10 protein-coding genes are annotated in these 13,619 nt (G+C 69.4%); 7 read left to right on the forward strand and 3 right to left on the reverse strand.

Annotation, left to right across the window (positions count from 1 at the left end; genetic code table 11):
• Window positions 1-34 precede the first annotated feature (34 nt).
• Both ABIC66_RS05230 and dapB read right to left on the reverse strand, forming a co-directional pair.
• Window positions 35-3,262, reverse strand: a complete 3,228-nt coding sequence (locus ABIC66_RS05230) for an intermembrane phospholipid transport protein YdbH family protein (RefSeq protein ID WP_354068313.1) — start codon at window positions 3,260-3,262, stop codon at window positions 35-37.
• 53 nt (window positions 3,263-3,315) lie between these two features.
• Window positions 3,316-4,089, reverse strand: coding sequence for a 4-hydroxy-tetrahydrodipicolinate reductase (dapB, locus tag ABIC66_RS05235; RefSeq protein WP_354068314.1), 774 nt, complete (start codon window positions 4,087-4,089; stop codon window positions 3,316-3,318).
• A 250-nt stretch (window positions 4,090-4,339) separates the two neighbouring features.
• Between dapB and ABIC66_RS05240 the strand changes: the two genes are divergently transcribed.
• Window positions 4,340-6,625 (forward strand): NADP-dependent malic enzyme, encoded by a 2,286-nt coding sequence (locus tag ABIC66_RS05240; protein WP_354068315.1) that lies wholly within the window; start codon window positions 4,340-4,342, stop codon window positions 6,623-6,625.
• Window positions 6,626-6,777: 152 nt separating this feature from the next.
• Here the strand turns inward: ABIC66_RS05240 and ABIC66_RS05245 are convergent, their stop codons facing one another.
• Window positions 6,778-7,380 carry a YdeI/OmpD-associated family protein gene (locus tag ABIC66_RS05245; RefSeq protein WP_354068316.1) on the reverse strand — a complete coding sequence of 201 codons (603 nt, stop codon included), beginning with the start codon at window positions 7,378-7,380 and terminating at the stop codon, window positions 6,778-6,780.
• Window positions 7,381-8,258: 878 nt separating this feature from the next.
• On the opposite strand from ABIC66_RS05245, the gene ABIC66_RS05250 reads away from it, so the two are divergent.
• Genes ABIC66_RS05250 through ABIC66_RS05275 form a run of 6 tightly spaced genes read left to right on the forward strand, consistent with a single transcriptional unit; the run spans window position 8,259 to window position 13,564 of the window.
• Window positions 8,259-8,528: an usg protein gene (locus ABIC66_RS05250; protein WP_354068317.1), complete on the forward strand. Its 270-nt coding sequence runs from the start codon at window positions 8,259-8,261 to the stop codon at window positions 8,526-8,528.
• A gap of 57 nt (window positions 8,529-8,585) precedes the next feature.
• The gene (locus ABIC66_RS05255; RefSeq protein WP_354068318.1) at window positions 8,586-9,227 is read left to right on the forward strand and encodes a phosphoribosylanthranilate isomerase; all 642 of its coding nucleotides are present in this window, start codon (window positions 8,586-8,588) and stop codon (window positions 9,225-9,227) included.
• A gap of 15 nt (window positions 9,228-9,242) precedes the next feature.
• Window positions 9,243-10,463: a tryptophan synthase subunit beta gene (trpB, locus tag ABIC66_RS05260; protein ID WP_354068319.1), complete on the forward strand. Its 1,221-nt coding sequence runs from the start codon at window positions 9,243-9,245 to the stop codon at window positions 10,461-10,463.
• Between the two features lie 13 nt (window positions 10,464-10,476).
• The gene (trpA, locus tag ABIC66_RS05265) at window positions 10,477-11,304 is read left to right on the forward strand and encodes a tryptophan synthase subunit alpha (protein ID WP_354068320.1); all 828 of its coding nucleotides are present in this window, start codon (window positions 10,477-10,479) and stop codon (window positions 11,302-11,304) included.
• 12 nt (window positions 11,305-11,316) lie between these two features.
• Window positions 11,317-12,240 (forward strand): acetyl-CoA carboxylase carboxyltransferase subunit beta, encoded by a 924-nt coding sequence (locus ABIC66_RS05270; RefSeq protein WP_354068321.1) that lies wholly within the window; start codon window positions 11,317-11,319, stop codon window positions 12,238-12,240.
• A 10-nt stretch (window positions 12,241-12,250) separates the two neighbouring features.
• Window positions 12,251-13,564, forward strand: a complete 1,314-nt coding sequence (locus tag ABIC66_RS05275) for a bifunctional folylpolyglutamate synthase/dihydrofolate synthase (RefSeq protein WP_354068322.1) — start codon at window positions 12,251-12,253, stop codon at window positions 13,562-13,564.
• Window positions 13,565-13,619 lie beyond the last annotated feature (55 nt).

Genomic DNA, 13,619 nt, shown 5'->3' on the forward strand with positions numbered 1-13,619 from the left:
CGTGTGGTCTCCAGTTCTTCGTCAGGTTGGCCGGTCACGGTTGAACCGGACCTGAACGGGGCGGGGCCGCGTCTTCCGACCGCTCGAACGAGCGGCGCCACGCCGCCAGAAGCTCGTCGAAGTTCAGCGACGTGTCGAGGGTCAGGTCGACCGGCGTCTTGGCCGGCAGGGCGATGCGCTTGTTGAAGGCCTGGCCGCGGATCAGGTCGAGGATCCCGACCTTGGCCTTCTCGGCGACCTTCGGATCGTGTTTGCCCTTCACATGGAAGAGGATGCCCAGGCGGCCGTTGTCGGTGCTGTTCACCCCGGCCTCCAGCTGGTCGAAGGCCAGGTTCTCCATGGCCTGGTAGGCGAAGTCCTGGATGGCGTTGACCTGACCGCCGGTGGGGGCCGGCGGGGCGCCGGGCGCGTCGGCCGGACTGGCGGCGACGTCGGTCAGCACCGCGCGCGACAGTTCGATGCGGCCCGGCTGGATCGCGTGGATCTTGCCCTCGTGAAGGCGCAGGCCCTCGGGCCCGAACGTGAACGGCAGCCGCCCATCGACCACGGCCTGGATCTTGACCCGCTCGGCCAGGGACGAGGCGGCGACCACCTCGCCCAGATCCAGGTGCTCGATGACGATCACCCCGCTCATGGTCTTGTCCATGGCCAGCGGCACATCGATCGGCTCGATCGAGATCCGGCCCTTGGCGGCTTCGAACGTCGTCTTGGAGACGCGCAGGACGTCGGCGCCCAGCTGGAACACCGACTCGATCCCGGTCAGCGGCACCAGGGAGTCGATCTTGACCACCTTGAGGGTCTGGCCCGGCGCGGTGGTCAGGGGCGCGAGGCTGTCGAACTCGACCGCGCCGTCCAGGGTGGCGACGAAGCCGATCGGGCTGGTGAAGTCGATCTTGTCGACCACCAGGCGGCCCTTGCTGGTCGCGCCCTTGGCGTCCCAGGCGAACACGCCGGTGAAACTGGCCGGGCCCTTGGCGTTGCGGGCGAAGGCGGCCAGCGGCGACAGGTCGGCCGGCTGCAGCCCGCCCTTGGCGAAGGCCAGCTTGGAGGCGTCGATGTCGGCCTGCCCCTTGCCGGTCGCCACCACGTGGCGCAGGCGGATCTCGCCCAGCGGCGCCCCGGTCGGGGTCGCCCCTTGGAAGGTCCCGCTCCACAGACCGCCCGACAGCGTCAGGCCGCCCTTGGCCAGGATGGGATTGAAGCGGCGCTCGGGGGCGGCGTCGGTGACGGCGGCGCCGTCCACTCGGACGGTCGCGCGATCAAAGCCGCCAGCGCCGCCGAACGTCGCCTCGCCCTTGATGTTGGCCAGCTGGGTCTCGGCGACGGCCAGCGCGCCCTCGCCCGACTCGAAGCGCAGGGCCGCGTTCCAGCCGTTGGCGCCGGCCGTGACCAGCGGCGCCTTGGCCGGACAGAGCGAGACCTTGACGGCGGTGACCGGGTTCTCGCCCAGGGCGTAGGCCTTGGCGGTGATCGGCGCGCACTTGGTGGTGGTCAGGGCGAAGCGGCCGCCGGCGATCCGGGCCTGGCCGTCGACCTGTCCGCTGACGCCCTGGATCGGCGGCAGGTCGAAGCCCTCCGTCGCCAGCGAGAGGCGCGAGGTCATGACGCCGCCGCTGGCCCGCCAGTCCGGGGCCAGGACCCGCACGACCGGCAGGCCGCCGCCGGACAGCGAAGCCTGGAGCGCGCCCCGCGCCCCGGCCGGGCCGGCGTCGAGCAGCCTTTGCCCCGGGGCGCTGACGGCCAGGACGACGCCGTTGGGGGCGGCCAGCCGCGCTTCACGCGCCAGGGTCACCCGCGTGCGGCCGCCTCGCAGGTCCAGGCCGACGGCGGGCAGGGACAGGGTGAAGGTGCGCAGGGCGCTGGACAACGGCTTGGCGTAGGCGGGATTGGGGATCAGGGCCGCCAGGCGCTCGGCGTCGGGCCCCGAGATCCCGCTGCGTCCGCCGGCCGAGCCGTCCAGCGACAGGGCCAGCCCCCCAGGACCCTGGTCGATCCGGCCCTTGGCGCTCAGCCGCGCCGAGGCGAGGGCCAGGGCGCCGCTGGCCGCGCGGCCGGCGCTGGCGTCGAGGGCGAGCGGTCCGCTGACCGTCGCGCCCCCGGCGTCCAGGCTGAGGCCGAGGCTCGCCGAGCTCGCCTTGGCCGCGAGGTCGCGCAGCGCGGTTCCGGCCGCGACGGCCTGGCCGGCCCGCAGCTCGGCCTCGACCGCGCCCCGGGCGGTGATCCGGCCCTGGCGGCGGCCGGCCGAGAGCCGGCTGGCGTCGAGCGTGAGGCTGGCGTCGCGAGCGTCCAGCGCTGGAGCCGATAGGCGCGCGCCGCGCAGGGCTCCGCGCGATCGGCCCAGGAAGGCGAAGTTTTCGAGGCCGCCGTCGAGGCGTCCGGACAGAGACAGGTCGCCAGCCACGTCCTCGGCCTGGCTGTCGCCGAGACGGCCGCCGTCGGCCCGCAGGCTGAGCTTGGCCTCCAGCGGCCCGCTGGCGGTCAGCTTGACGAGGTCGGGATAGGGCAGGTCGGCCGAGAGCTTGGCGCTGGCCTCGGCCAAGTCGGCGGCCTCGGCCTCCAGGCTGTCGATGGCCATCGACACCTCGACGGTCAGACGGTCGCCGCGCTTGCGGGCCGAGACAGTCGCGCCCCGGCTGTCGATGGCCAGGTTCGAGACGGCGTAGCGCAGCGGGGCCAGGCGGCCGTCGAAGCGCAACAACTGGCCGTCGTCCAGGCTGGCGTCGCCGGTCAGCCGCGCCCGGCCGCCGGGGGTCGACAGGTCGAGGCGCGCGTCCTCGACCAGGATGGCCGGGCCGGGAACATTGGGCTTGCGCGGCGACTTCAGCGCCTCGTCGATCAGCGGCTGCAGGGCGCCGAAATGCAGGCCCTTCTCGTCCAGGCTGGCCGACAGGCGCGGCCGGACCAGCCGCACGGCCCGGGTCTGGACGCCGAACTTCTCGCCGTTCCAGGGCGCGGCGAGATCGTAGGCGACCTCCAGCCGGTCGGCGGCGAAGACCGGGGCGTTGCGCGGACCCAGGCGAACACGGCCGGAGAAGCCGGTGGAGTCGAGATCGTCCAGCTCGACCGCCGCCTCGATCCCATGGTCGCGCAGCCAGGCCTCGGCCAGCTCGCGGCTGATCTCGCGCCGGCCCGACCAGACGACCAGGCCCGTGGCGATGAAGGCCAGCATCGACAGCGACACCGCCTCCAGGCCGAGATCGACCAGGCGCGCGCGATCCCAGGCGGGCTTGGAGGTTTTCGGTTCGGGGGCGGTTTCGGCCATCAGGTCCTGAAGTCTAGATCCCTACTGAAGCCCCCCGGCTAAGCTTTAGATCCCTACTGGGAGAAACCCAACACGTCCTGCATGTCGTAAAGGCCGGGCGGCTTGCCCTTGACCCAGACGGCGGCGGCGATGGCCCCGCGCGCGAACAGGCCCCGGTCGATGGCCGAGTGCGACAGGGTCAGGCTCTCGGACTCGCCGGCGAAGATCACGCTGTGCTCGCCGATGATGCCGCCGCCGCGCACGACCGAGAAGCCGATCGCGCCGTCCTTGCGCGGGCCGGTGACGCCGTCGCGGCCGCGGTCGGCGACCTGGCCCAGGCCGACGCCGCGCCCGTCGGCGGCGGCCTCGCCCAGCATCAGGGCCGTGCCCGAGGGAGCGTCGATCTTGCGCCTGTGGTGGGCTTCGTGGACCTCGATGTCCCAGTCCTCGGCCGGCAGGGCGGCGGCGGCCTGGCGCACCAGGCCCATCAGCATGTTGACGCCCAGCGAGTAGTTGCCCGAGCGGACGATGGCGATCTTGGTCGCGGCGGCGTCGATGCGGGCCAGCTGCTCGATGGAAAAGCCCGTCGAGCCGATCACCAGGGCTGGACCGCCCCGCGCGGCGGCGTCCTCGGCCAGGGCGACGGAGGCTTCCGGCAGGGTGAAGTCGATCACCGCCTCGGCCGTCGCCAGCGCTTCGTCGCGAGAGACCAGGTCGGCGCCTTCGACGCCCTGGCGATCGAAGCGCGCGGCCACGACCGCGTCGGCCCGGCCTTCCAGCGCCTTGGCCACGGCCTGGCCCATGCGGCCGTTGGCGCCGGCGATGGCGATCTTCACGGGCTGGGACAAGGGCCCCTCCAAGACAAAACGTGCTGAGGCAATCGCCCATTCCGCCCCATGCGGTCAACCTCGCGCGGCCTTCCCCAAGGTCAGCGAGGTTGACGCAAGGCCAAGCCCAACAAGCGTTTGCTGGCGTTTTCGCGGTCTTGACCGGTTGTGACGCTCCGCCCCGGTCGTTACGGTGACCTCACATAAGGGCGTGTTCGCATCGACGGCGCGTCCCCTTTTCGACTTGCGCAGCAGGAATGGGAAACGCCGGATGAGCGACGCGGAACGCAAGACCTTCACGGATGAGGAGGCCTTGGCCTTCCACCGTTACCCCCAGCCCGGAAAGCTGGCGGTGACCCCGACCAAGCCGATGGCGACCCAGCGCGACCTGTCGCTGGCCTATTCGCCCGGCGTCGCCGTGCCGGTCCACGCGATCGCCGCCGACCCCGACCTGGCCTACGAATACACTTCGAAGGGCAACATGGTCGCCGTGATCTCGAACGGCACCGCCATTCTGGGCTTGGGTGATCTGGGCGCGCTGGCCTCGAAGCCGGTCATGGAAGGCAAGGCCGTCCTGTTCAAGCGCTTCGGCGACGTCGACAGCATCGACATCCTGGTCAGTTCCAAGGATCCCGACGAGATCATCACGGTGGTCAAGAACATCGGGATCACCTTCGGCGGCATCAATCTGGAGGACATCAAGAGCCCCGAGTGCTTCCGCATCGAGACCGAGCTGCAGGAGCTGCTCGACATCCCGGTGTTCCACGACGACCAGCACGGCACGGCGATCATCTGCGCCGCCGGCCTGATCAACGCCTGCCACATCACCGGCAAGAAGATCGAGGACGTGAAGGTCGTGCTGAACGGCCCCGGCGCGGCGGGCATCGCCTCGCTGGAGCTGATCAAGGCGATGGGCGTCCATCCCGAGAACGTCATCGCCGTCGACAGCAAGGGCGTCCTCTACCAGGGCCGCACCGAGGGCATGAACCAGTGGAAGAGCGCCCACGCGGTCAAGACCGACAAGCGCACGCTCGCTGAAGCCGTCGAAGGCGCCGACGTGCTGCTGGGTCTGTCGGCCAAGGGCGCCTTCACGCCCGAGATGATCGCCTCGATGGCCCCCAACCCGGTCATCTTCGCCATGGCCAATCCCGATCCGGAGATCACCCCGGAAGAGGTGCACAAGGTCCGCAAGGACGCGATCATGGGCACGGGCCGGTCGGACTATCCCAACCAGGTCAACAACGTCCTGGGCTTTCCCTACATCTTCCGCGGCGCGCTGGACGTGCGGGCCCGGCGCGTCAATCACGAGATGAAGATCGCCTGCGCCCAGGCCCTGGCCATGCTGGCGCGCGAGGATGTGCCGGACGAGGTCGCCGCCGCCTATCACGGCCGCCAGCTGAAGTTCGGCCCCAACTACATCATCCCCTCGGCTTTCGACCCGCGCCTGATCTGGTACGTGCCGCCGTTCGTGGCCCAGGCGGCCATGGACACAGGCGTGGCCCGCAAGCCGATCGCCGACATGGACGCCTATCGCGCCGGCCTGGCCCAGCGCCTGGATCCGACCGCCGGCTTCCTGCAGAAGATCTCGAACTCGGTCCTGGCCAATCCCAAGCGCATCGTGTTCGCCGAGGGCGAGGACCCCAGCGTCATCCGCGCCGCCTACGCCTACCAGACCGGCGGCTACGGCAAGGCCATCCTGTGCGGCCGCGAGAACCTGGTGCACGAGAACATGCGCCTGGTGGGCCTGGACCCCGACATCGTCGACCTGGAGATCATCAACGCCCGCCTGTCCGACCGCAATCCGGACTATGTCGACGCGCTGTATCACCGTCTGCAGCGCCAGGGTTACCTGAAGCGCGACGTCCAGCGCCTGATCAACCAGGACCGCAACAGCTTCGCCGCCTCGATGGTGGCGCTGGGCGAGGCCGACGGCATGGTCACCGGCGTGACCCGCAGCTTCGACCAGGCCCTGGAGGAGATCCTGCGCGTCATCGACCCGGCTCCCGGCGGCCGGATCATGGGCATGAGCGTGGTGCTGGCCAAGGGCCGGACGATCTTCGTGGCCGACACCAACGTCACCGAACTGCCCGAGGCCGACGAGATCGTCGAGATCGCCTGCGAGGCCGCCCGCGCCGTCAAGCGCCTGGGCTTCAAGCCGCGCGTGGCCTTCATGAGCTATTCGACGTTCGGCAACCCGATGGGCCTGCGCTCGGAGAAGGTGCGCGAGGCGGTGGCCATGCTCGACGAGATGCATGTCGACTTCGAATACGAGGGCGAGATGCCGCCGGAGCTGGCCCTGGATCCGGAAAAGCGCGCCAACTATCCGTTCATGCGCCTGACCGACAGCGCCAACATCCTGATCATGCCGGCCATCCACTCGGCCTCGATCGCCACCAAGCTGGTTCAGTCGCTGGGCGGCGCCACGGTGATCGGGCCGGTGCTGCTGGGCCTTAGCAAGTCGATCCAGATCGCGCCGCTGTCGGCCTCGGTGTCGAAGATCCTGAACATGGCGATGATGGCGGCCTACGACCAGCCGGTGGACGAGGCGGCGGAATAGGCGCCGCCGCGACCTCCGCGCCTCGACCTGTGACGGGGCGTCGCACCGGGTTTATTCCCGCGCGCGCCCGCCCATCTTGCTTCTGTCGGCATCAGTACGCCGGCGCGTAAGCCCCCCGGCCGGCGCCATCCCCTTGCGGCGCCGGCCGGCCCTCACGTCTTCTTCCCCTGCGGGTAGATCGTCTCGCCGCGTTCCAGCATGGCGACGAACTCGGCGATCTTCTTCTTTCGCCCGGCCTCGGTCTTCAGATTGTGGACCCGGAAGGCCAGGGCGAAGCGGTTCTGGGCCGACAGGGTCGCCTGCATCGCCTTGGCCTTCGGGCTGGCGTCGATCGCCGCCTGGAAATCGTCCTGGATCTTCATGTCCCGGCTGCCGCCATAGGCGCGGTCCCAGCGGCCGTCGGCCTTCGCGGCCTCGACCTCGCGCAGGCCATGCGCGGTTATCCGGCCCTCCGCGATCAGCCGTGCGACGTTGTCGACATTGATCTGGCTCCAGAGGCTCTTCTTGCCGCGCGGCGTGTAGCGCTGCAGGAAGCTCTTGTCGTCGAAGCTCTTCTTCACCCCATCGATCCAGCCCCAGCACAGCACCACGTCGATCGCCTGCTTGGCGTTGATCGACGGCAGGCCCGAGCCGACCTTGTGGATCTTGATCCACACCTCGGGCGCCTTGTCATGGTTCTCGCCCAGCCAGACGTAGAAGGCGTCGGCCTCGACGAATTCGCGGACGTGGGCGGGGTCGACGTGGATCGGGGCCATGGGGGTCTCGTGAAGGGTGTTCGTTCTTTTCGGGACAAAGGCGCGCCAGATCAATGTCGCCCGAAAGGCTATCGCGATCCCTCTCTCATGGAGAGAGGGAGGGGCCCGCCGCGAAGCGGTGGGAGGGTGAGAGGGTAGGCGAAGCCCTAGGACGGTCTTGGCTCTGTTGCGGGCGACGTGCCGGCGCGCCGGTTGAGGGTGTAACCACTCACCCTCCCATGCTGCGCATGGGCCCCTCCCTCTCTCTCAGAGAGAGGGATTCACGGGGATTGAGCGCGCTGTATCCCCGGCGTTCGCGAGACCGAAGCGAGCGAAATCAAGCGCTTGTCGATTTTACGCGGTTCTGAATGATCCGCGTTGAATCCTGGCGTCATACTCTTCCTCACCTGATGGCTTGAAAGGGACGTCCGGCCGGCGACTTGGGCGGCTGTCAGGGGTGGTCGAGCGGGAAGCGCTCGCCGGGGTCTTCTTCGGAAGACTCGCCTTCGCGACGGATCCGCGGCAGGCTCCCTGAAACACGGGACGAAGCCCCGGCGGCGAAGGCTTCGGCGGCGCGGCAGGCATGGGCTGAAATCGCCCGTGCGGTCCGGACGAGGCGAGCCAGCCTCTCCGCCCGTCGGGGGCCTCTTCCGGAGCGGGTTAAAACCCCGCGCCCCGGAGGCTCATCGGATAACGGACCACGCGGAGCGTTCGGACTTCGTCGAAACGGTACTCCACTACAAACACACCGGGCGACGCCCGGCGCTCCGCGGTCCCTTTCGAACCTTCAGCGGCAAACCGCGTGAAGCGGCGGAGCCATGCCGCGACAACCCGTCCCTTGCGCGACTCATCGCGCGGTTGGAACGTTCCGTCATCGGCGCGTTTATCGGAGGTTTTCGATGGCGAGTAAGGCGTTCGAGCTACAGATGATGGGCTATGGCCTGACCACGGCCCAGATCCACTATCACATTCCCGATCACCCCCATCTGCTGCAGCTCTATGTCTGGCAGGACTACGACCTGGCCCCCAAATTCCCGACCCTGAAGGGCTTTCTCGACTTCTGGGCCAAGGAGCTGGACGGGGTGCTGCACTCGGTCCGGGTCGCCCACAATCGCCTGATCGGGCCCCAGGAGTGGCGGGCCGTGAATGGGGTCTTCACGCTGCAGTGAGCGGCCGTGAGATTTGCTGGGGTTGCGTCGGGCGCGTCCCGACCGTAACTCCCGGCAATGACCACAGCCAAGATCTGCGGCCTCTCGACACCAGAGACGGTGAAGGCCGCCTTCGACGGCGGGGCGGCGTTCCTGGGCTTCGTCTTTTTCGAGAAGAGCCCGCGCGACATCGCGCCCGAGACCGCCGCCCGTCTGATCGAGCCGATCCGTGGCCGGGGCGTGAAGACGGTCGCCGTCACCGTCGATCCCGACGACGCCCTGATCGATCGCCTGATGGCCACGATGCGCCCCGACCTGATCCAGGTTCACGGCAAGGAGACGCCCTCGCGGGTCCGCGAGATCGCCGCTCGGGCGGGCGTCGGCGTGATCAAGGCCTTTTCGGTCTCCAGCGCCTCGGACGTCGACCAGGCCAAGGCCTTTGACGGCGTCGTCGAGCACCTGATGTTCGACGCCAAGCCCGTGGAAGGTTCCGCCCTTCCTGGGGGCACCGGCGCGAGATTCGATTGGGCGTTGCTCGAAGGCCGACGCTTTTCGCGCCCGCATTTCCTGGCCGGCGGGCTGGATCCGTGGAATGTGGCCGAGGCGATCAAGGTCTCTGGTACCCCGATCGTGGACGTTTCCTCTGGCGTGGAGCGCGGTCCGGGCCTAAAGGACCCCGCTCTGATCACGGCGTTCCTCGACGCCGTCAAACGCGCGTAGCTGTTGGATGAGCCTTTGAACGCCCCCCAAAAGCCTAACGACTGGTCCGCCTATCCGGACGCCAAGGGCCGCTTCGGCGACTATGGCGGCCTCTATGTGGCCGAGACCCTGATGCCGCTGGTGCTGGAGCTGGACCGCGCCTACACGGAGGCCAAGAACGATCCGAGCTTCCAGAAGGAGCTCAAGGGCTACCTGACCCACTATGTGGGCCGCCCCTCGCCGCTCTATTTCGCCGAGCGTCTCAGCAAGCACCTCGGCGGCGCGAAGATCTATTTCAAGCGCGAGGAGCTGAACCACACCGGCGCGCACAAGATCAACAACTGCATGGGCCAGATCCTGCTGGCCCAGCGCATGGGCAAGACCCGGATCATCGCCGAGACCGGCGCCGGCCAGCACGGCGTGGCCAGCGCCACCGTCACGGCCCGCTTCGGCCTGCCCTGCGTCGTCTATATGGGCGCCGTCGACGTCGCCCGGCAGAAGCCCAACGTCTTCCGCATGAACCTCTTGGGCGCCGAAGTGCGGCCGGTGACCTCCGGGGCGGCGACCCTGAAGGACGCCATGAACGAGGCGATGCGCGACTGGGTCACCAACGTCCACGACACCTATTACATGATCGGCACCGCCGCCGGTCCGCATCCGTATCCGGCCATGGTCCGAGACTTCCAGGCGGTGATCGGCAGCGAGACCCGCGAGCAGATCCAGGAGGCCGAAGGCCGCTTGCCGGACGCGGTGGTCGCTTGTGTGGGCGGCGGTTCGAACGCCATCGGCATGTTCCACCCGTTCCTGGCCGACGAGAGCGTCAAGATCTACGGCGTCGAGGCCTCGGGCCACGGGCTGGAGACCGACAAGCACGCCGCGTCCCTGACCGGCGGCCGCCCGGGCGTGCTGCACGGCAACAAGACCTATCTGCTGCAGGACGACGACGGCCAGATCCTGGACGCTCACTCGATCTCGGCGGGCCTGGACTATCCGGGCATCGGGCCGGAGCACAGCTTCCTGCACGACATCGGCCGGGCCCAGTACCTGACCTGCACCGACGACGAGGCGCTGAAGGCCTTCCAGCTGTGCGCCGAACTCGAGGGCATCATTCCGGCCCTCGAAAGCGCCCACGCGATCGCCAAGCTGCCGCAGCTGGCCAAGGAGATCGGCGAGGGCGGCGTGATCGTGCTCTGCCTGTCGGGCCGGGGCGACAAGGACATCTTCACCGTGGCCGACGCTCTCGGGCGGACGATCTAGGGTAAGCAAGCATTTGACTAAAGACCGCATCGACCGCCGCTTCGCGGCGCTGAAGGCCGAGGGCCGCGCCGCCTTCGTGGCCTATGTGATGGCCGGGGATCCGGACGCGGCGACCGCGCTCGAGATCGTCAAGGGCTTGCCGGCCGCCGGGGCCGACCTGATCGAGCTGGGCTTCCCGTTCTCGGACCCGATGGCCGAGGGTCCGACCATCCAGCGCGCCAGCCAGCGCGCCCTGGCCCAGAAGATGACCTTGAACGGGACGCTGGACATCGTCCGCGCCTTCCGGGAAGCCGACCAGGATACGCCGATCATCCTGATGGGCTATCTGAACCCGCTGGTGAACCGCGGCTTCGAAACCTTCGCGAGCCAAGCCAACGACGCCGGCGTCGACGGCCTGATCGTCGTCGACTGTCCGCCCGAAGAGGCCGATCCGCTGTCGGACGCTCTCGAGGCCGAGGGCCTGGCGCTGATCCGCCTGGCCTCGCCGACGACGGACGACAAGCGCCTGCCGGCCGTGATCCGCCGCACCTCGGGCTTCGTCTACTACGTCTCGGTCGCTGGCGTGACCGGCGTGAAGGAGGCGGACGCCGACGCGGTGGCCCCGGCCGTCGAGCGCATCCGCAAGGCCTCGGGCCTGCCGGTCGCCGTCGGTTTCGGCATCCGCACGGCCGAACGCGCCGCCGAGGTGGCCCGCGTGGCCGACGCGGCCGTCGTGGGCTCCGCGCTGGTGGATGAAATCGAGTCGGCGGCCAAGTTGAACGAAAACGTGACCGAGAAGGTTCTTCTCAAGGCGTCGGAGCTGGCTAAGGCTGTGCGTTCGGCGCGAGTCGGGACGAAGTGAGGCTCTAAGGCTATGGCTATGGCTGAACCCCAGGACCCGAAAAAGGGCGACAAAAAAGTGGCGACTGACCGCCGAGGCGGCTGGCTGTCGCGGATCGCACCGGGCGTGCGCGGCGCGTTCGCCAAGCGCGAGACGCCCGAGAACCTTTGGGTCAAATGCCCGGACACGGGCGAGATGATCTTCCGCTCCGACCTGGAGGCGGCCCTGTGGGTCACGCCGGCCGGTCGCCACATGCGGATCGGGCCCGAGGCCCGCTTCAAGTTCACGTTCGACGACGGCCAGTACGAGGCCCTGCCGACCCCGGCCGTGCCCGAGGATCCGCTGCATTTCTCGGACGGCAAGCCCTACAAGGACCGCCTGGCCGCGGCCCGCAAGGCGACCGGCGAGCCGGACGCCATGGCCATCGGCTACGGCAAGGTCGGCGGCGTCGACGCCGTGGTGCTGGTCCAGGACTTCGCCTTCATGGGCGGGTCGCTGGGCATGGCCGCCGGCGAGGGCTTCATCGCCGCCGCCAAGGCCGCGCTTGAACGCCAGGTCCCGCTGATCGCCTTCACTGCCGCCGGCGGCGCCCGCATGCAGGAAGGCGCGCTGTCGCTGATGCAGATGGCCCGCACCACGCTGGCGATCAACGAACTGAAGGACGCGGCCCTGCCCTACGTCGTGGTCCTCACCGACCCGACCACCGGCGGCGTCACCGCCTCCTACGCCATGCTCGGCGACATCCACCTGGCCGAGCCGGGCGCCCTAATCGGCTTCGCCGGCCCGCGCGTCATCGAGCAGACCATCCGTGAGACCCTGCCGCCGGGCTTCCAGCGCTCGGAATATCTGGTCGAGAAGGGCATGGTCGACCGCGTCACCCATCGCAAGGAACTGCCCGAGGTGCTGGGCTCGCTGCTCGGCACCCTGATGATGGGCCGTAACCGCAAGGCGGCGTAAAGCCTCCGCCTTGGCCGAACTCCTCCGCGCGCATGACGCCGCTCTCGAGCGGCTGAAGGCCCTGCATCCCAAGCTGATCGACCTGTCGCTGGACCGGATGCGGCGGCTGTGCGCGGCGCTGGGCGACCCCCAGCACCGCCTGCCGCCAGTGATCCACGTGGCCGGCACCAACGGCAAGGGCTCGACGGTCGCCTATCTGCGGGCCATGGCCGAGGCGGCGGGCCTGACCGTCCACGTCTTCACCTCGCCGCACCTGGTCCGCTTCGCCGAGCGGATCCGCCTGGCCGGGACCCTGATCACCGACGATCACCTGGCCGACGTGCTGGATCGCGTCGAAGCGGCCAATGCCGGCCAGCCGATCACCTTCTTCGAGATCACCACCGCCGCCGCCTTCGTCGCCTTCGCCGAGATCCCGGCCGATCTGTGCATCGTCGAGGTCGGCCTGGGCGGGATCCTGGACGCCACCAACGTCGTCACGCCCAAGGTCAGCGTCATCGCCCCGGTCGACATCGATCACCGCGAATTTCTCGGCGACACCCTGACGGCGATCGCCGGCGAGAAGGCCGGGATCATCAAGCCGGGCGCCCCAGCCGTCTCGGCCCGCCAGCAGGAAGAGGCCGAGGCCGTGATCGAAGCGGCCGCGGCCAAGGCCTGCGTCCCACTGACCCTGATGGGCCGCGACTTCGACGCCTGGCGCGAAGGCGGCCGCCTGCTGGTCCAGATGCAGGATCGCTTGCTGGACCTGCCCGCCCCGTCCCTGCCGGGCGAGCACCAGTTCGCCAACGCCGGCCTGGCCGTCGCCGCCCTGCTGACCCTGGCCGACCCGCGCATCGACGAAGCAGCCATGGGACGCGGGATCGCCGGCGCGCTCTGGCCGGCCCGATTCCAGCGCCTGACCGCCGGGCCTCTGGCCGAACTCGCCAAGGCTGGGGGCGCCGATCTCTGGCTGGACGGCGGCCACAATCCGCACGCCGGCCGCGCCGTGGCCCGCGCCGTCGCCGATCTGGCGGCCCGCGACGGACGGCCGGTGGCGCTGATCGCGGGCCTGCTGGCCAACAAGGACGCGACCGGCTTCTTCGCCCCTTTCCGAGGTGTCGCGGCCAAGGTCTTCACCGTGACCTTCGAAGGCCACGCCGCCGCCAGCGCCGCCGAGACCGCCGCGGCCGCCGAACTGGCTGGCCTGCGAGCCTGTGCTTGCGATTCGGTCGAGGACGCCCTGGACCGCGCGCTTCGGCTGGAGCCGACGCCGCACACCCTGATCTGCGGTTCGCTCTATCTGGCCGGCGAGGTGCTGGCGATGAGCCCCGAGACCTGGCCGACCTGAAAGTTTTGTTTCGTCGCGAATGGAACCCAAGGTGGCGTTTCCCGCTCTAGGGAAG

The organism is Caulobacter sp. 1776 (assembly GCF_040545685.1).
Classification (GTDB): Bacteria; Pseudomonadota; Alphaproteobacteria; order Caulobacterales; family Caulobacteraceae; genus Caulobacter.